The following is a 17,661-nucleotide window of genomic DNA, read 5'->3' on the forward strand; positions in this document are numbered from 1 at the left end:
ACCATGTCGGTTTCCGTAACCCTTCCGGCGCTCGGCGAGAGCGTCACCGAGGGCACTGTCACCCGTTGGCTGAAGGCCGAGGGCGAGCGCGTCGAGGCCGACGAGCCGCTGCTCGAGGTCTCGACCGACAAGGTCGACACCGAGATCCCCGCGCCCGCCTCGGGTGTGCTCGCGTCCATCAAGGTCGCCGAGGACGAGACCGTCGAGGTCGGCGCCGAGCTGGCGGTCATCGACGACGGCTCGGGCGCGCCCGCCGCCGCCGAGGCTCCGGCCGCCGAGACCCCCGCTGCCGAGACCCCTGCTGCCGCTCCGGCCGCCGAGGCCCCGGAGCCCGCTGCCGAGGCCCCTGCCGCCGAGACTCCCGCCGCCGCTCCGGCCGGTGGTGCCTCCGGCACCGACGTCACCCTTCCGGCGCTCGGCGAGAGCGTCACCGAGGGCACCGTCACCCGCTGGCTGAAGGAGGTCGGCGAGGAGGTCGCGGAGGACGAGCCCCTGCTCGAGGTCTCCACGGACAAGGTCGACACCGAGATCCCCGCACCGGTCGCCGGTGTGCTGCTGGAGATCGTCGTCGGCGAGGACGAGACCGCCGAGGTCGGTGCCAAGCTCGCCGTCATCGGTGCTCCGGGTGCCGCTCCGGCCGCCGCCCCGGCGCCCGCCGCGGCCCCGGCCCCCGCCGCTGCGGCTCCCGCCCCTGCCGCCCCGGCACCGGCTCCGGCCGCCCCCGCTCCGGCAGCACCGGCCGCGCCCGCCGCTCCGGCTCCGGCTCCGGCTCCGGCAACTCCTGCACCGGCTCCGGCTGCAGCCGCCCCGGCCGCCCCCGCCGCGCCTGCCGGTGACGACGGCGCGTACGTCACGCCACTGGTCCGCAAGCTCGCCGCCGAGAACGGCGTCGACCTGGGCGCGGTCAAGGGCACCGGCGTCGGTGGCCGTATCCGCAAGCAGGACGTCGTCGCCGCCGCGGAGGCCGCCAAGGCCGCCGCTGCCGCTCCGGCTCCGGCTGCCGCCGCCCCCGCGGCGGCCAAGGCCGCGCCGAAGCTCGAGGCGTCCCCGCTGCGCGGTCAGACGGTCAAGATGACCCGCATGCGCAAGGTCATCGGCGACAACATGATGAAGGCGCTGCACTCGCAGGCCCAGCTGACCACGGTTCTCGAGGTCGACATCACCAAGCTGATGAAGCTGCGCAACCAGGCCAAGGAGGCCTTCGCCGCGCGCGAGGGCGTCAAGCTGTCCCCGATGCCGTTCTTCGTGAAGGCGGCGGCCCAGGCGCTGAAGGCCCACCCGGTCGTCAACGCCCGGATCAACGAGGACGAGGGCACCATCACGTACTTCGACTCGGAGAACATCGGCATCGCCGTGGACGCCGAGAAGGGTCTGATGACCCCGGTCATCAAGGGTGCGGGCGACCTGAACATCGCCGGTATCGCGAAGAAGACCGCCGAGCTGGCCGGCAAGGCCCGCGGTGGCGGCCTCACCCCGGACGACATGTCCGGTGCCACCTTCACCGTCAGCAACACCGGTTCGCGCGGCGCGCTGTTCGACACGGTCATCGTGCCCCCGAACCAGGCTGCCATCCTGGGCATCGGCGCCACCGTCAAGCGTCCGGCGGTCATCGAGACCGCCGAGGGCACCGTCATCGGCGTCCGTGACATGACGTACCTCTCGCTCTCCTACGACCACCGTCTGGTGGACGGCGCGGACGCCGCCCGCTACCTGACGACGGTCAAGGCGATCCTCGAGGCGGGCGAGTTCGAGGTCGAGCTCGGCCTCTGAGCAGTACAGCTGTAACCAGCCTCACCAGCGGCGCCCCCGTCCGGAACCCTTCCGGACGGGGGCGCCGCCGTATTGTCTAGACACCACCGGTCGCCCGAGGCCGCCGTACCGGTGGAGAGCAGCACCGGTTTGTTCGCCCGAAGGAGCCCTCATGACCCCGCCCGTCGTCCACTCGCTGCGCGAACAGATCCGCGAGCACATCGTGGAAGGGATAGTCAGCGGGCGCTGGAAGCCGGGTGAGCGGATCGTGGAGCGTCGTATCGCCACCGAGCTGGAGGTCAGCCAGACGCCCGTGCGCGAGGCGTTGCGCGAGCTGGAGACGCTGCGGCTGATCGAGTCGGCGCCCAACAAGGGGGTGCGGGTCCGCAATCTCACCGCGGCCGATCTGGAGGAGAGCTACCCCGTGCGGGCCGGGCTCGAGCAGATCGCGGCGGAACTGGCGGCCCCGGCACTCGGCGAGGACTGCTCGGTGCTGACCCCGCATGTGGCGGCGCTGTACGAGGCGGACCGGCTGGCCGACGGCGAGGCACAGGTGCGGCACACGGTGGCCTTCCACCGGGAGATGGTGCGGGCCGCCGGGAACGCCGTACTGCTGCACACCTGGGAGGGGCTGGGCATCGAGGTGTTCACGGCCCTGTCGATCCGGTGGCTGGGCACCGTGCAGAAGTCCTACGCCGAGGAGCACCAGGCGCTGACCGAGGCGTTCCTGCGGCGGGACCCGCAGATCGCCGTACTGGTGAAGGAACACGTCCTCGGCTGCGCGCCTCGCGCCTGAGACCGCGCCGCGGACGGTCGCCCATCTGCGACGCGACCCGCTCCGCCGTGCAGGTCAGCGCCCGTTTCGCCCCGTTGGTCCCGTCACTCCGTGCCCTGTTTCGCGGCACCGCATGCCACTTTTCTTCATATCGAGAAGTTTTGCCGTTCACCCTTTGATCGATCATCGATCGGCGACTTACAGTTCATCCGCGGGCCCACCGGCCCGATCGCCCTGTCCTGCCAGTCAGGGCCTTCTCCACCCCCCTCCACTCCGGAAGGCGGCGATCATGACCGACCCCGTAGCAAAGCTTCCGAGCGAGCTCGACCAGCTCCCGGACCGCGACCCCGAGGAGACCGCCGAATGGGCGGCCTCCCTGGACGCCGTCACCAAGGCCGCGGGCCCGCACCGCGCCGCATATCTGATGCGGCGTTCGCTCCAGCACGCTGAGGGCGCCGGCATCGCGCTGCCCAAGCTGCTGGAGAGCGATTACGTCAACACCATTCCCACCTCCGCCGAGCCCGCGTTCGACGGTGACCTGGAGATGGAATCGAAGATCACCGCGTGGAACCGCTGGAACGCGGCCGCGATGGTCACCCGTGGCGCCCGGTACGGCGTCGGCGGCCACATCGCCACCTTCGCCTCGGCGGCCTGGCTGTACGAGACGGGCTTCAACCACTTCTTCCGCGGCAAGGAAGGTGACGGCTCCGGCGACCAGCTCTACATCCAGGGCCACGCCTCGCCCGGCATCTACGCCCGCGCCTTCCTCGACGGCCGCCTCAGCGAGCAGCAGCTCGACAACTTCCGCCAGGAGTCCGGTGGCGACGGCCTGCCGTCCTACCCGCACCCGCGGCGGCTGCCCTGGCTGTGGGAGTTCCCCACGGTGTCGATGGGCCTCGGCCCGCTCTCGGCGATCTACCAGGCACGCTTCAACCGCTATCTGGCCAACCGCAAGATCAAGGACACGTCGAACTCGCACGTCTGGGCCTTCCTTGGCGACGGCGAGATGGACGAGCCCGAGTCGACCGCCGCCCTCGCCCTCGCGGCCCGTGAGCAGCTCGACAACCTGACCTTCGTCATCAACTGCAACCTGCAGCGGCTCGACGGCCCGGTCCGCGCCAACTTCCGCGTGGTCCAGGAGCTCGAGGGCGCCTTCCGCGGAGCCGGCTGGAACGTCGTCAAGACGCTCTGGGGCAGCGCCTGGGACGAGCTGTTCCAGCTCGACACCACGGGTGCGCTGGTCCGCCGTCTCCGCGAGGTCCCGGACGCGCAGTTCCAGACGTACGCGACGCGCGACGTGGCCTACATCCGCGAACACTTCTTCGGCGCCGAGCCCGCCCTCGCCGAACTGGCGAAGCTGCTCAGCGACGCGAAGATCGCGGAGTGTTTCTACAGCTCCCGCGGCGGTCACGAGGCCCGCAAGGTGTACGCGGCCTACCGCGCGGCTCTCGCCCACAAGGGTGCGCCGACCGTGATCCTGGCCCAGACGGTCAAGGGCTACACGCTCGGCAAGGGCTTCGAGTCCAAGAACGCCAACCACCAGATGAAGAAGCTGTCGATCGACGAGTTCAAGGGCATGCGCGAGCTGCTCGGCCTCCCGATCCCCGACAGTGCCTTCGAGGACGGGCTGGTCCCCTACGGCCACCCCGGCGCCGACTCCCCCGAGGTCCGCTACCTCCAGGAGCGTCGTGCCGCTCTCGGCGGTCCGGCCCCCGCCCGCCGGGTGCACGCCGTGGCGCTGCCCCAGCCGGAGGAGCGTGCGTTCCAGGCCCTGTACAAGGGCTCGGGCAAACAGGAGATGGCCACCACCATGGCGTTCGTCCGCCTGGTGAAGGACCTGATGCGGGACAAGGAGACCGGTAAGCGCTGGGTTCCCATCGTCCCGGACGAGGCCCGTACCTTCGGGATGGAGTCCTTGTTCCCGTCGGCCGGCATCTACTCGCCGATGGGCCAGACGTACGAGCCGGTCGACCGCGACCAGCTGATGTACTACAAGGAAGCCAAGGACGGCCAGATCCTCAACGAGGGGATCACCGAGGCCGGTGCCATGGCCGACTTCATCGCCGCCTCCACGTCGTACGCGACGCACGGCGAGACGATGATCCCGTTCTACATCTTCTACTCGATGTTCGGCTGGCAGCGGACCGGCGACCAGATGTGGCAGCTCGCCGACCAGCTCGGCAAGGGTTTCATCGTCGGCGCCACGGCCGGCCGTACGACCCTGACGGGTGAGGGCCTGCAGCACGCGGACGGCCACTCGCACCTGATCGCGTCCACCAACCCGGCGTCGCTCAACTACGACCCGGCGTTCGCGTACGAGATCGCGGTGATCGTCAAGGACGGTCTGCGCCGGATGTACGGCCCGGACGCCGAGAACGTCTTCTACTACCTGACGGTCTACAACGAGCCGAAGCAGCAGCCCGCGATGCCCGAGGGCGTCGAGGAGGGCATCGTCAAGGGCCTGTACCGCTTCAAGGAGGGCACGTCCGCCGCGGCGGACGCACCGCGCCTCCAGCTGATCGGTTCCGGTACGGCGATCCACTGGGCCCTGGAGGCCCAGGAGCTGCTGGCCGCCGACTGGGGTGTCACGGCCGACGTCTGGTCCGCCACCTCGTGGGGCGAGCTGCGCCGCGACGCCCTGGAGTCCGACGAGGCGCTGCTCCGCGGCGAGGAGCGCGTGCCCTACGTGACCCAGGCGCTCTCCGGCGCGCCGGGCCCCGTGCTCGCGGTCAGCGACTGGATGCGCGCGGTCCCGGACTCGATCAGCCAGTGGGTGGAGCAGGACTGGTCCTCGCTGGGCACGGATGGCTTCGGCCTCTCCGACACCCGCGAGGGCGCCCGTCGCCACTTCGGCGTCGACGCCCGGTCCGTCGCGGTCGCCGCGCTGGCCCAGCTGGCCCGTCGCGGCGAGATCCCGGCCTCGAAGGTCAAGGAGGCCCGGGAGAAGTACGGGATGTGAGTCCGCGCGGGGGCGGGTACCGGTCGTCCGGTGCCCGCCCCCGCCGCGCCTGGCCGCACCACCCCACAATGGGTCCATGCGTGCTGCCCGGCTCATCAAGATGGTGCTGCTCCTGCAGTCCCGGCCCTCCATGACCGCCGCCGAGCTGGCCGCGGAGCTGGAGGTGTCCGAGCGCACCGTGACCCGGGACGCCCAGGCGCTCTCCGAGGCGGGCGTGCCCGTGTACGCGGAACGCGGCCGGGCCGGTGGTTACCGGCTCGTGGGCGGCTACCGGACCCGGCTCACCGGGCTGGCCCGTCACGAGGCCGAGGCCCTCTTCCTGTCCGGGCTGCCGTCCGCGCTGCGCGAGATGGGGCTCGACGACGCCGCTTCTGCCGCCCGGCTGAAGGTCTCGGCCGCGCTGCTCCCCTCGCTCCGCGACGCCTCGCACACCGCCGCCCAGCGCTTCCATCTGGACGCCCCCGGCTGGTACCACGATCCGGCCACCCCCGAACTGCTGCCCTCCGTCGCGGAGGCCGTCTGGGACGACCGGCTGGTCCGGGCCCGCTACCGTCGCCGGCCGTCGGACGACGAGGTGGGGCGGGAGCTGGCTCCGCACGGACTCGTCCTGAAGGCCGGGGTCTGGTATCTCTGCGCCCGGGCCGGTGACGACTTCCGGGTGTACCGGATCGACAGGTTCACCTCCGTCGCCGTGTCGGAGACCCGCTTCGTACGGGACGAGGACTTCGACCTGCCGCGCTTCTGGGAGGAGCGGGCCGCGCAGTTCGCCCGGTCGATCCTGCGTGCCGAGGTGACCGTACGGCTGTCGGCGGAAGGCGTACGGCGGCTGTCGCACGTCATGGACCGGGCCGCCGCCGACGAGGCGCTGGCCGGGGCTACGGACCCGGACGGCAACGGCCGGCGCACGGTCGTCCTGCCGGTCGAGTCCGAGGAGGTGGCGTACGACCAGCTGCTCGCGCTCGGACCCGAGGTGGAGGTCCTCGCGCCCGCCGCTCTGCGCGAACGCTTTGCCGATACCGGCGAACGACTGCGCGAGCTCTACCGCTGAAGTGGCCCGGAAGTGATGCCGGAGGCATCATTTCGGTGTCTGGGCGTGCATCGCCAGCCGTCGGGGCAGATGCTGGACCCGTGATGGACGAGACGGAGTTCTGGGAGATCATCGACAGCACCCGCGAGGCCGCCGAGGGCGACCCCGAGGACCACGCCGACCTGCTCGTCGAACGGCTGGTGCAACTCGATCCCGACTCCGTGCTGGACTTCGCCCGGCACTTCGAGGCCCGCTACAACCGTGCGTACAGCTGGGACCTGTGGGGCGCGGCGGCCGTACTGCTGGGTGGGGCGAGCGACGACGCGTTCGACTACTTCCGCTGCTGGCTGATCGGGCAGGGCCGGGAGGTCTTCGAGGACGCGGTGCACGACCCGGACAGCCTGGCCGAGTTGCTCGACGACTTCGACGAGGAGATCGACGGGGACGGCGAGGACCTCGGCTACGCCGCCGACGAGGCCTACGAGCAGCTCACCGGGGTGGTCGCCCCCGACCTGGGGCTGCCACCCCAGCCCACGGAGCCGGTGGGGACCCCGGTCGGCTTCGAGGACGACGCGGCGCTGGCTGCGCGCTTCCCCGCGCTCTGGGACCGTTTCGGCACGGTCTGAACGCGCCGCCCCGGCTGTTCACGGAGCGAGCGGACGGCCCATCAGTACATCGTCGACGTAGCGCCCTTGCAGGAAGAACTCGCCGCTCAGCACGCCCTCCACCACGAACCCCTCGCCGGTGTACAGCGCGCGTGCCGGAGCGTTGTGCCCGAGCACGCGCAGCGTGATCCGGTTCGCCCCCTGCCGCCGCGCTTCGGCGAACGAGGCCCGCAGCAGGGCCCGCGCGACGCCTGACCCGCGCGCCCACTCGGCCACCGCCAGCCCCTGTATCTGCCGCACATGCGCGTTGCAGGCCAGCGGGGTGGGCGGGACGATCCGGATGTACCCGGCCAGGCGCGGTCCACCATCCGGAACGTCGGTCTCGGCGACGAGCACGTCCTCGGGCCGGTGCCGCTCGTCGAAGAACGGTTCGTAGGGCGGCTGGGGCCTCGGCTGCACCGCGTGCAGCGTCGACCACGTGGCCCGGTCGAGCTTCCCCAGGGCGTCGCCGTCCCCGGGCACGGCGCGACGGACGGGACACGGGGAGAACGGGATCATGGAATCACTCTGCCCTGCAGCATCCCGCGTGATGCATGGGGCAGGATGGCTCCATGCCGCCCTCCCGTATCGCCGTCAGCGGATCGTCCGGACTCATCGGAGCGGCCCTGGTGCGCTCGCTGCGCGCCGACGGGCACGAGGTGGTGCGCCTGGTGCGCCGTCCGCCCACCACCGGCGACGAGGTGGAGTGGGACCCGAAGCGCCAGTACGTCGATGTGGCGGGCCTGGTCGGATGCGACGCGGTCGTCCACCTCGCCGGCGCGGGGGTCGGGGACCACCGGTGGACCGACGCCTACAAGCGGGAGATCCGCGACAGCCGGGTGCTGGGCACCGCGGCCGTCGCCGAGGCGGTGGCCTCCCTGGACACCCCGCCGAAGGTACTGCTGTCCGGGTCCGCCATCGGCTTCTACGGCGACACCGGTGACCGTGCCGTCGACGAGAGCGCGCCGCCCGGCGACGGCTTCCTGCCCTCCGTGTGCGTGGAGTGGGAGGAGGCCACGGCTCCCGCCGAGGAAGCGGGCGTCCGCACGGTCCACGCCCGGACCGGACTGGTCGTCTCCCGGCAGGGCGGGGCCTGGGGCCGGCTCTTCCCGCTGTTCAAGGCGGGGCTCGGCGGGCGGATGGGCGACGGCCGGCAGTACTGGAGCTTCATCGCGCTGCACGACCAGATCGCGGCACTGCGGCACATCCTGGACACGGAGACGCTGTCCGGCCCGGTGAATCTGACGGGCCCGTCCCCCGTCACCAACGGCCAGGTGACGGCCGCCATGGGGCGGGTGCTGCGGCGCCCGACCCTGTTCACCGCCCCGGCGCCCGCGCTGAAGGTCGCGCTCGGGGAGTTCGCCGGGGACGTCCTGGGCAGCCAGCGGGTGCTGCCCGGCCAACTTCTCGACTCGGGCTTCGCGTTCGCCTTTCCCGGAATCGACGACGCGATCCGCTCCGCACTGCGCTGACCACGGCCTGGTCCGCCGGGGACCCCGGCGCCGGGGCGCCGTGCGACCCCGTGCCCCGGTGCCCGGGGTGCGTGCGACTGTGCCTCAATCGGCCATACACCTAGCCTCGACCCGAACTCGGGTATTCCGGGGGCCTGTCGGGGGCAATAGCCCCCCACCAGCCGCACCGACTCGGGGAGGGGCACGTGCTCACGGCACACACAGCAGACCACGCGGATGTGGTCATCATCGGGGCCGGGATCGCCGGCCTGTCGGCGGCCCACCAGCTGATCGGCGCAGGGGTGGGCGTCAGCGTTCTGGAGGCCGCTGCGCACGTGGGCGGCCGGATGGCGACCGACGAGGTGGACGGGTTCCGGCTCGACCATCTGGGGCCGCTGCTCAATTCCGCGTATCCGGAGCTGAGCACCACTCCGGGTCTCGGCGGCCTGGTGCTGCGGGACTTCGCTCCCGGGGTGCTCGTGCACAGCGGGGGGCGGCAGTACCGCGCCGGCGACGTACGGAGCGCACGGGGCGCGCTGCGTGCCGTGCGCTCCCGACCGAGCGCCCCTCACGCGCCCCTGGGCGGGGCGATCGAACAGGCCAGGCTCGGTGCCTGGCTGGCCCGTCTCGCGGCCACTCCGGAGTCCCGGATCCTGGCCCGGCCCGACCGGGCCGCCCTCGAGGCCCTGTCGGCGCGTGGCCTCTCGCCCCGTGCCGTCGAAGGCTTCCTGCGCCCCCTGCTCTCCGCGCTGCTGGGCGATCCCGGGCTCACCACGTCGAGCCGCATGGCCGACCTCACCCTCCGCGATCACGCACGCGGCCGGCTCTGCGTGCCCGCGGGTGGCTCGGCCACGCTGCCCGAGCTGCTGGCGGCCACCCTGCCGCCCGGAACCGTACGCACGGGGGTCCATGTGACGGCCGCCGACATCACCTCCGTACGCACCAAGGAGCACGGCGAGCTCGGCTGCCGCTCGCTCCTGCTGGCCACCGGTGCGGGAGCCGCCGCCGAACTGCTGCCGGGGCTGCGGACGCCCGCGTTCCACCCGGTGACCGTGCTGCACCACACCGCGGCCGAGGCTCCGTCGGCCGGGGGCCGCCTGCTGCTGGACGCGGACCGCTCGGGGCCGGTCTCGCACACCGCCGTGATGAGCGAGGTCGACCCCTCGCGCGCCCCGCACGGCCGGGCCCTGATCACCTCGACGGTGCTCGGCACCCCGCCCCCGGACCTCGACGGCGAGGTGCGCGCGCACCTCGCCAGGCTGTACGGCACGCCCACCGACGACTGGGAGCTGCTGGCCGCCCGTCATGACCCGGAGGCGGTACCGGCCATGCCACCGCCGCACGATCAGCAGCGGCCGGTCCGGCTCCTGGCCGGGCTGTACGTGTGCGGCGACCACCGCGACGCCAGCACGGTCCGGGGCGCCCTGCGCTCGGGCAGGCGCGCCGCCTCGGCGATCCTCACCGATCTGGGGGTACGCCGGGGACCGGCGGACGGGACGGAGCTGCCCGCCGCCGCGTAGGCCGGGCCGGGTCAGCCCAGCGCGGCGACCCGGTCGCGGTATCCCCGTACCGCGACGGCGTCCCGGTACGGCTCCAGACGGCGTTCGAAGTCCCGAACGTATTCCGTCGCGCGCACCGACCTCATCTCGGCGGCCTGCTGGGCCGCCTCGGCACCCAGCAGGCACGCCTGGTCCAGCTCACCGAGCCCGAGCCGCGCGGATGCGAGCACCACCCGGCAGAACAGTCTGCTCCGGGCGTACGCCGGTGCGCGTAGCTGGAGGGACCGCTCGGCGTGCTGGGCGGCGGCGCGGTACTGCTGCAGGTCGCGGTGGCAGTGGCCGAACTCGTCGGCGAGCTGGGCCTCGTCGAAGTGGCGGGCCCAGTGCGGCACCTCGTCCCCGGGCCGGGAGATCCCCAGTGCGCGTTCCGCCCGCGCCAGCGCGGCGGCGCAGGCCCTGGTCTCGCCGAGCACACCGTGTCCGCGCGCCTCGACCGCGTGCAGCAGGGCCAGGACGACGGGCGGCACGGAGGAGCCGATGCCCTGCTGGGCGACGCGGGCGAGCTGGACGGCCTCCCGGCCGTGCCCCAGATGGATCGCCTGCCGGCTCATGGTGATCAGGACGAAGGCACCGTACGCCCGGTCCCCGGCGGCCTGGGCGAGCCGCAGCGCCTGGACGAAGTAGCGCTGGGCGAGACCGTGCGCCCCGATGTCGTACGAGGTCCATCCCGCCAGCCGGGTCAGATCGGCCGCGGCGGCGAACAGCCGGCGGCCCGTCGTCTCGCCGTAGCTCCCCCGGAGCATGGGCTCCGCCTCGTGTTCCAGATACCGGATGAGGGCTTGGCGCGCGTGGCCGCCGCCGTAGGCGTGGTCCAGGGTGCGGAAGAGCTCGCACACCGAGCGCAGGGCGGCGACGTCGCCGCTGCCGACCCGTTCGCCCGCGCTGCGGTCGGTCTGCCGCTGGCGCGGGACGCCCAGGGGCGGCGCCACCGGTGCGGGCGGGCGGGTGGAGCCGGGGCCGCGGGGACCGCCGGCCCGCACGCCGTGGACACCCGCTGTGCGCACCGCGCCGGGGGCACCCGCCCCGATCGTCTGGTGGAGCCCGTGCGGGTCCCGGGTGCCGTCGGCCTCGGTGGGCACACGTGGAGCGGGCAGACCGGTGGCGCCGTTCACGCGGGTCGGCGACTCACCGCGGCCGACCCATTCGTCGGCGCGCCCGATGAGCCAGTCCCTGCTGGGGACGACCAGGCCGGCGGGTGTGAAGGCGATCTTGCGCAGCTCCGCGTGGCTGCCCGAGTCCTTGCGCCACAACCCGCTGACGATGTCGACTGCCTCTGCGGGCGTGGCCGCGAACTCCAGGCCCGCGTAGACGGGGGCGCACGCGTCCAGCCCCAGGTCCTGCGCGGAGAGCCTGCGGCCGAGCCGCCGGGTGAAGACCTCGGCGATCAGCGCGGGGGTGGTGCCCCGGGGCTGCTGGCCGCGCAGCCAGCGGGTCACCGAGGTCTTGTCGTATCGCAGGTCGAGCCCGTGTTCGAGGCCGAGCTGGTCCACCCTGCGGGCCAGGCCCGCGTGGGAGAACCCGGCCTCCGCGATGAGGGCAGCGAGCCGCCGGTTAGGGGTGCGCTGCGGAGGTCGTTCCGACATCAGCTGTAAGGTCTCCTGCCTTCGGCGCCGGGCGGGCAGCCCTTACGGGCTCCCCCACAAGTGGGAGCGGGCGAGCCCGTCAAGGAACGGCGCGAACTTAACCGCCCTGACAGTGGCGCCGACGCCCTTCGCTCCACGTTCATCCGATCGTGTGAGAATTGTCGGACCGCTGACGGGAAGCGCCCTGCCCGTAACCTGCCCGGCTCCGTGTTCCGGAGCGGTCGTACAGTGGCTCAGGGCGCACATGCAAGGTGGCGCGGCTCCGGGGACACCCTCCGGTCCTCCGGCACCGCGAGTAGGGAGGCACCCGAGTGAGTGAGCTGCGGTTCGTCCGGCTGGGCTTCGGCGAGGAAGCGGTCGACTACCAGGAGGCCTGGCAGAAGCAGCGCGAGGTGCACGCCGCCCGGTTCGAGGACGCCGTGCCCGACACCTGCCTGCTCCTCGAGCACCCGCCCGTCTACACGGCGGGACGGCGTACCACGGAGAGCGAACGCCCGCTGGACGGCACCCCCGTCATCGACGTCGACCGTGGCGGGAAGATCACCTGGCACGGTCCTGGGCAGCTCGTCGGCTACCCGATCCTGAAGCTTCCCCGGCCGGTGGACGTGGTCGCCCATGTCCGTCGTCTGGAGGACGCGCTGATCCGCACGGCCGCGGAGTTCGGCGTGGTGACCAGCCGGGTCGAGGGCCGCAGCGGTGTCTGGGTCCTCGGCGACCCGGTCGAGGACCGCCCGGCGGTCGGCGGGCTCTCCCTGGACTTCGACCCCCGGCTGCACGACGAGGAGTTCGACCCCCGGCTGAACGGGCCCGAGTACGCGCCGTCCAACGCGGGCCAGCGCCGCGAGGACCGCAAGCTCGCAGCGATCGGCATCCGGGTCGCCAAGGGCGTGACCATGCACGGCTTCGCGCTGAACGTGAATCCGGACAACACCTGGTTCGACCGGATCGTGCCCTGCGGCATCCGGGACGCGGGCGTGACCTCACTCTCGTACGAGACGGGCCGCGAGATCACGATCGCCGACGCCCTCCCGGTCGCCGAGAAACACCTCAGGGACGTCCTGGAGAACGCGGAGCTCGCTCCTCGTGTCGTCGCGCCGAAGGAACCGGCTGTGGAGCCTGCCGCAGAGCCGGCCGCCTCGGCCTAGGGAATAGGCCCTGTCGGCCACAGGTTGGCCAGACGCAAGGCCGTTCTAACCACGGGCGTACCCTGGTGTTCGCCGAAGAATCCAATGCAGCGAAAGCAAAGGGGTGCCGGAGTGTCCGGTGTCGCACCCGACGGGCGCAAGATGCTGCGCCTGGAGGTCCGAAACAGCCAGACCCCCATCGAGCGCAAGCCCGAGTGGATCAAAACCCGGGCGAAGATGGGCCCCGAGTACACGAAGATGCAGGCGCTCGTGAAGGGCGAGGGACTGCACACCGTGTGCCAGGAGGCCGGCTGTCCGAACATCTACGAATGCTGGGAAGACCGCGAGGCGACGTTCCTCATCGGTGGCGACCAGTGCACCCGGCGCTGCGACTTCTGCCAGATCGACACGGGGAAGCCGCAGGCGCTGGACCGTGACGAGCCCCGCCGGGTGGGCGAGTCCGTCGTGACGATGGACCTGAACTACGCCACGATCACCGGCGTCGCGCGCGACGACCTGGACGACGGCGGAGCCTGGCTGTACGCGGAGACCGTGCGCCAGATCCACGCCCTGACCGCGGGCCGGGAGAGTGGCGCCACCAAGGTGGAGCTCCTCATCCCCGACTTCAACGCGGAGCCGGAGCAGCTCGCCGAGGTCTTCTCCTCGCGCCCCCAGGTGCTCGCGCACAACGTCGAGACGGTGCCGCGCATCTTCAAGCGCATCCGCCCCGGCTTCCGTTACGAGCGCTCCCTGGAGGTCATCACCCGGGCCCGCGAGGCCGGCCTGGTGACCAAGTCCAACCTGATCCTCGGCATGGGCGAGACCCGTGAGGAAGTCAGTGAGGCGCTCAAGGACCTGCACGACGCGGGTTGCGAGCTCATCACGATCACGCAGTACCTCCGGCCCTCCGCGCGGCACCACCCCGTCGAGCGCTGGGTGAAGCCGCAGGAGTTCGTGGAGCTGAAGGACGAGGCCGACGCGATCGGTTACTCCGGCGTCATGTCGGGGCCGCTGGTGCGTTCCTCGTACCGCGCGGGACGTCTCTTCCAGCAGGCGATGGAACGCCGCGGCGCGACCGCCGCGTCCGCGTCCGCCGTGTGAATCGGCGCACAGGACACAACTGAACGGTAACGGCCTCGACGACGCGGCCCGTACGCCCCCGCAGGTCGGTGGCCCGTATGGGCCGCGTCGGCGTGCGGTGGGCCGGAATCAGAGTTTCATTGGTGTTTGACCGACCGGTCATGCACTGGTAACACCGAGCAGTGACCCTAGGTACATGAGCGGTGGCTCCCACAGCCGCCGCCCGTCATTGCTTCCCGCTACTCAGTGCGCGCCGGGCGCGCATCCGCTCCGAGGGGGAACACCCACGATGCACGCCGCACCGGTTCGAGCCAACGCCATCCCGACCGTCACCACCGCGCTCCGCGCGGTCGAGTCGCTGCTCATGAGCGGCGGCCAGCGCACCGCCCGCCGCAACGCCTGGACGGCGGTCCTGGAGGACCGCCGCAGGGCGCAGGACCGGGTCGAGGCGGAGCATGTACTGAAGGCTGTGGCCGACCACCGTTCCTAGGTCGGTCCCGCGCCACGTAAACTTCGGAACATGGCGAGGAAGGCAAACACTGACGGCGCGGACAGCGCCGAGAACGCGGGGCGGCTCAAGCAGATCGCCCTGACCTACAAGATGACCAGGCGGTCGGACCCGAAGGTGGGTCTTGTCGTCGCGGGTGTGGGAATCGTCACCTTCGGTGTCCTCCTCGCCATCGGTTTCCTGATCGGTCACCCCATCTACGCGGGCATCCTGGGCTTCGTGCTGGCCTTCCTCGCGATGGCGATCATCTTCGGACGCCGCGCCGAGCGCGCGGCCTTCGGCCAGATGGAGGGCCAGCCCGGAGCGGCGGCGGCGGTGCTGGACCGGGTCGGCCGCGGATGGACCACGACTCCGGCCGTGGCGATGAACCGCAGCCAGGACGTCGTCCACCGGGCGGTCGGCAAGGCCGGCATCGTCCTGGTGGCGGAGGGCAACCCGAACCGGGTGAAGAGCCTGCTGGCAGCCGAGAAGAAGCGGATGGCCCGCATCGTCATCGACGTACCGGTGCACGACATCATCGTCGGCGACGGCGAGGGCCAGGTGCCGCTGAAGAAGGTGCGCACCACGATGCTGAAGCTCCCCCGGGTCCTGACCGGCCCGCAGGTGACGGCGGCCAACGACCGGCTCCGGGCGATGGGTGACCTGATGAGCAACATGCCACTGCCGAAGGGGCCCATGCCGAAGGGCATGCGGATGCCGCGCGGCGGAAAGATGCGCTGACCGAGCGCACACGAGAGCGGCCCCGGACGACATGCCCGTCCGGGGCCGCTCTTCGTCTTCCGTACGCCTCAGGTACGGACCTGGACGGCGCGGGCCAGCCGGTCGTGGAGGCCGCGGCTGTCGCGGTCCCACACGATGGCCGGGATCACCAGGAGGAGCAGCACGCTCCTGACGACGACCCGCACGACGCCGAGCCGCCCGCCGTCCTCGCCGATGACCCGCAGGCCCAGAATGCGCTTGCCCGGGGTGGAACCGACCGTTCCGACCGTCAGCAGGCTCATGACGAGGAAGACGCCGAGCGCCCAGTTCCCGGCCGCCTGCTGGTCACCGCGAGCGAGCAGCCCGTATGCGATCAGCATGCACACGGCCCAGTCGATGAAGAGGGCCCCGAAGCGCCGGCCGAGCGGGGCCACGGACCCCGGGCCTTCCCGGGGCAGACCGAGGCGCTCGCCCCGGTGACCGAAGTCGGCGCCCATCTCCTCGGCCGCCGCGCGCGGCCCCGAGAGCCACGATCCGATTGCTTGCCTGTTGTCCACCCGTCCACGGTACTGCGCCCCCGTTTGCACCAGGCCGGGCGGGGCACCGAACACGTCACCGAGGTGCCGCCCACGACCGGGCTGGTTAACTTGAGCGAAACAAATGGGTCATGCTGGAGAAATCCCGTCTGCCTATGGTCGGGTCCAGCGTGTGCCACCGCACTGGCCGCACGGACGAGCTGCAACCCCGCCCTTTCCCGGGTCGGGAGTAGGAGGAGTTGGATGTTCCAGAACGCCGACGAAGTCCAGAAGTACATCGCCGACAACGACGTCAAGTTCATCGACGTCCGGTTCTGCGACCTGCCGGGTGTGATGCAGCACTTCACGATTCCGGCGGCGACCTTCGACCCGGCCGAGGAACTGGCGTTCGACGGATCCTCGATCCGCGGCTTCCAGGCCATCCACGAGTCCGACATGGCGCTCCGTGCCGACCTGTCGACGGCCCGTGTCGACCCGTTCCGCCGCGACAAGACGGTGAACGTCAACTTCTTCATCCACGACCCGATCACCGGCGAGCAGTACAGCCGTGACCCTCGGAACGTGGCCAAGAAGGCCGAGGCCTACCTCGCCTCGACCGGCGTCGCCGACACCGCGTACTTCGGCCCCGAGGCCGAGTTCTACGTCTTCGACAACGTCCGCTTCCAGACGTCGGCGAACGAGAGCTTCTACCACATCGACTCCGAGGCCGGCGCCTGGAACACCGGTGCGGTCGAGAACAACCGTGGTTACAAGGTCCGCTACAAGGGCGGCTACTTCCCGACCCCTCCGGTCGACCACTTCGCCGACCTGCGCGCCGAGATCTCCATGGAGCTGGACAAGAACGGCCTCCAGGTCGAGCGCCAGCACCACGAGGTCGGCACCGCCGGCCAGGCCGAGATCAACTACAAGTTCAACACGCTGCTCGCCGCGGCCGACGACCTGATGCTCTTCAAGTACATCGTGAAGAACGTCGCCTGGCGCAACGGCAAGACCGCGACCTTCATGCCCAAGCCGATCTTCGGTGACAACGGCTCCGGCATGCACGTGCACCAGTCCCTGTGGTCCGGCGGCTCCCCGCTGTTCTACGACGAGCAGGGCTACGCGGGCCTCTCCGACATGGCGCGCTACTACATCGGCGGCATCCTGAAGCACGCCCCGTCGCTGCTGGCCTTCACCAACCCGACGGTGAACTCCTACCACCGTCTGGTCCCCGGCTTCGAGGCCCCGGTCAACATGGTGTACTCGCAGCGCAACCGCTCCGCCGCGATGCGTATCCCGATCACGGGCTCCAACCCGAAGGCCAAGCGCGTCGAGTTCCGCGCCCCCGACCCGTCCTCGAACCCGTACCTGGCGTTCTCGGCCCTGCTGATGGCCGGCCTGGACGGCGTCAAGAACAAGATCGAGCCGCCGGAGCCGATCGACAAGGACCTCTACGAGCTGGCTCCCGAGGAGCACGCGAGCGTCCAGCAGGTCCCGACCTCGCTCCCGGCGGTCCTCGACGCGCTCGAGGCCGACCACGAGTACCTCCAGGCCGGCGGCGTCTTCACGCCCGACCTGATCGAGACGTGGATCGACTACAAGCGCACCCACGAGATCGCCCCGATCCAGCTGCGCCCGCACCCGCACGAGTTCGAGCTGTACTTCGACCTCTGAGCAGCGAGGTCGGGTGACCTCGGCGGAAGCTTGCAAGGACTGCGTGACCTGCGAGAGCTCTTCTCGCCAGTTCTCGCTGTGACCACCTGCTTCCCGCCCTTCACGCACCGCCCGGCCGATGCACGGACTTGATGTCAGAAACACCAGCGAGGGCCGCCACCCCACAGTCGGGGTGGCGGCCCTCGCTGGTGTTTCAAGGTGCGGTGTGCGACCGCATACTGCTAGGGCGTGTTTCGAAAGTAGCGCCGTCCGCCCGAAGGGCGGGCCTGGCGGCGTCTGGTGCGTGCGATCGCAAGGCGGAGGGTCGCCCCGAT

At 71.4% G+C, this 17,661-nt stretch carries 15 protein-coding genes; 12 read left to right on the forward strand and 3 right to left on the reverse strand.

Annotated elements, in window-relative coordinates:
- Positions 1-3 precede the first annotated feature (3 nt).
- The 5 genes from sucB to ACFYSH_RS21690 all read left to right on the forward strand — a co-directional run bounded on the left by sucB (position 4) and on the right by ACFYSH_RS21690 (position 7,136).
- Complete coding sequence (gene sucB, locus ACFYSH_RS21670) at positions 4-1,770, forward strand: 2-oxoglutarate dehydrogenase, E2 component, dihydrolipoamide succinyltransferase (RefSeq protein WP_388754481.1); 1,767 nt, start codon at positions 4-6, stop codon at positions 1,768-1,770.
- Positions 1,771-1,921: 151 nt separating this feature from the next.
- Complete coding sequence (locus tag ACFYSH_RS21675) at positions 1,922-2,545, forward strand: GntR family transcriptional regulator (RefSeq protein ID WP_359475767.1); 624 nt, start codon at positions 1,922-1,924, stop codon at positions 2,543-2,545.
- A gap of 268 nt (positions 2,546-2,813) precedes the next feature.
- A complete protein-coding gene (gene aceE / locus ACFYSH_RS21680; protein WP_388754484.1) occupies positions 2,814-5,483 on the forward strand; it encodes a pyruvate dehydrogenase (acetyl-transferring), homodimeric type in 2,670 nt (889 codons plus the stop codon).
- Positions 5,484-5,559: 76 nt separating this feature from the next.
- On the forward strand, positions 5,560-6,531 hold the full coding sequence (locus ACFYSH_RS21685; RefSeq protein ID WP_359475761.1) for a WYL domain-containing protein: 972 nt from the start codon (positions 5,560-5,562) through the stop codon (positions 6,529-6,531).
- Positions 6,532-6,614: 83 nt separating this feature from the next.
- A complete protein-coding gene (locus ACFYSH_RS21690) occupies positions 6,615-7,136 on the forward strand; it encodes a DUF4240 domain-containing protein (protein ID WP_359475880.1) in 522 nt (173 codons plus the stop codon).
- Between the two features lie 18 nt (positions 7,137-7,154).
- Here the strand turns inward: ACFYSH_RS21690 and ACFYSH_RS21695 are convergent, their stop codons facing one another.
- Positions 7,155-7,673 carry a GNAT family N-acetyltransferase gene (locus ACFYSH_RS21695; protein ID WP_359475758.1) on the reverse strand — a complete coding sequence of 173 codons (519 nt, stop codon included), beginning with the start codon at positions 7,671-7,673 and terminating at the stop codon, positions 7,155-7,157.
- A 53-nt stretch (positions 7,674-7,726) separates the two neighbouring features.
- On the opposite strand from ACFYSH_RS21695, the gene ACFYSH_RS21700 reads away from it, so the two are divergent.
- Both ACFYSH_RS21700 and ACFYSH_RS21705 read left to right on the forward strand, forming a co-directional pair.
- Positions 7,727-8,626 (forward strand): TIGR01777 family oxidoreductase, encoded by a 900-nt coding sequence (locus ACFYSH_RS21700; RefSeq protein ID WP_359475755.1) that lies wholly within the window; start codon positions 7,727-7,729, stop codon positions 8,624-8,626.
- Between the two features lie 185 nt (positions 8,627-8,811).
- Complete coding sequence (locus tag ACFYSH_RS21705) at positions 8,812-10,125, forward strand: NAD(P)/FAD-dependent oxidoreductase (protein ID WP_388754488.1); 1,314 nt, start codon at positions 8,812-8,814, stop codon at positions 10,123-10,125.
- An 11-nt stretch (positions 10,126-10,136) separates the two neighbouring features.
- On the opposite strand, the gene ACFYSH_RS21710 is transcribed toward ACFYSH_RS21705, so the two are convergent.
- Entirely contained in the window at positions 10,137-11,747 is a 1,611-nt protein-coding gene (locus ACFYSH_RS21710; protein WP_359475749.1) for a regulator, read from the reverse strand.
- Positions 11,748-12,058: 311 nt separating this feature from the next.
- Between ACFYSH_RS21710 and lipB the strand changes: the two genes are divergently transcribed.
- From lipB to ACFYSH_RS21730, 4 genes are all read left to right on the forward strand, one after another.
- Positions 12,059-12,892 carry a lipoyl(octanoyl) transferase LipB gene (gene lipB / locus ACFYSH_RS21715; protein WP_359475746.1) on the forward strand — a complete coding sequence of 278 codons (834 nt, stop codon included), beginning with the start codon at positions 12,059-12,061 and terminating at the stop codon, positions 12,890-12,892.
- A 111-nt stretch (positions 12,893-13,003) separates the two neighbouring features.
- Positions 13,004-13,972, forward strand: a complete 969-nt coding sequence (gene lipA, locus ACFYSH_RS21720) for a lipoyl synthase (RefSeq protein ID WP_359475743.1) — start codon at positions 13,004-13,006, stop codon at positions 13,970-13,972.
- Between the two features lie 268 nt (positions 13,973-14,240).
- Positions 14,241-14,441: a hypothetical protein gene (locus ACFYSH_RS21725; RefSeq protein WP_356707364.1), complete on the forward strand. Its 201-nt coding sequence runs from the start codon at positions 14,241-14,243 to the stop codon at positions 14,439-14,441.
- 30 nt (positions 14,442-14,471) lie between these two features.
- Positions 14,472-15,179 carry a DUF4191 domain-containing protein gene (locus tag ACFYSH_RS21730; RefSeq protein WP_359475738.1) on the forward strand — a complete coding sequence of 236 codons (708 nt, stop codon included), beginning with the start codon at positions 14,472-14,474 and terminating at the stop codon, positions 15,177-15,179.
- A 68-nt stretch (positions 15,180-15,247) separates the two neighbouring features.
- Here ACFYSH_RS21730 and ACFYSH_RS21735 read toward each other — a convergent pair whose 3' ends face one another.
- Positions 15,248-15,715: an RDD family protein gene (locus ACFYSH_RS21735; protein ID WP_359475735.1), complete on the reverse strand. Its 468-nt coding sequence runs from the start codon at positions 15,713-15,715 to the stop codon at positions 15,248-15,250.
- Between the two features lie 222 nt (positions 15,716-15,937).
- Between ACFYSH_RS21735 and glnA the strand changes: the two genes are divergently transcribed.
- Complete coding sequence (glnA, locus tag ACFYSH_RS21740; RefSeq protein WP_359475732.1) at positions 15,938-17,347, forward strand: type I glutamate--ammonia ligase; 1,410 nt, start codon at positions 15,938-15,940, stop codon at positions 17,345-17,347.
- The last annotated feature ends 314 nt before the right edge of the window (positions 17,348-17,661 follow it).

Source organism: Streptomyces sp. NPDC005791 (assembly GCF_042871485.1).
Classification (GTDB): Bacteria; Actinomycetota; Actinomycetes; order Streptomycetales; family Streptomycetaceae; genus Streptomyces.

Coding starts and splice junctions, on each gene's coding strand:
- glnA (WP_359475732.1), top strand. CDS start 15,938: ATGTTCCAGAACGCCGACGAAGTCCAGAAGTACATCGCCGACAACGAC.
- ACFYSH_RS21700 (WP_359475755.1), top strand. CDS start 7,727: ATGCCGCCCTCCCGTATCGCCGTCAGCGGATCGTCCGGACTCATCGGA.
- aceE (WP_388754484.1), top strand. CDS start 2,814: ATGACCGACCCCGTAGCAAAGCTTCCGAGCGAGCTCGACCAGCTCCCG.
- ACFYSH_RS21690 (WP_359475880.1), top strand. CDS start 6,615: ATGGACGAGACGGAGTTCTGGGAGATCATCGACAGCACCCGCGAGGCC.
- ACFYSH_RS21675 (WP_359475767.1), top strand. CDS start 1,922: ATGACCCCGCCCGTCGTCCACTCGCTGCGCGAACAGATCCGCGAGCAC.
- ACFYSH_RS21695 (WP_359475758.1), bottom strand. CDS start 7,673: ATGATCCCGTTCTCCCCGTGTCCCGTCCGTCGCGCCGTGCCCGGGGAC.
- ACFYSH_RS21730 (WP_359475738.1), top strand. CDS start 14,472: ATGGCGAGGAAGGCAAACACTGACGGCGCGGACAGCGCCGAGAACGCG.
- ACFYSH_RS21710 (WP_359475749.1), bottom strand. CDS start 11,747: ATGTCGGAACGACCTCCGCAGCGCACCCCTAACCGGCGGCTCGCTGCC.
- ACFYSH_RS21685 (WP_359475761.1), top strand. CDS start 5,560: ATGCGTGCTGCCCGGCTCATCAAGATGGTGCTGCTCCTGCAGTCCCGG.
- sucB (WP_388754481.1), top strand. CDS start 4: ATGTCGGTTTCCGTAACCCTTCCGGCGCTCGGCGAGAGCGTCACCGAG.
- ACFYSH_RS21725 (WP_356707364.1), top strand. CDS start 14,241: ATGCACGCCGCACCGGTTCGAGCCAACGCCATCCCGACCGTCACCACC.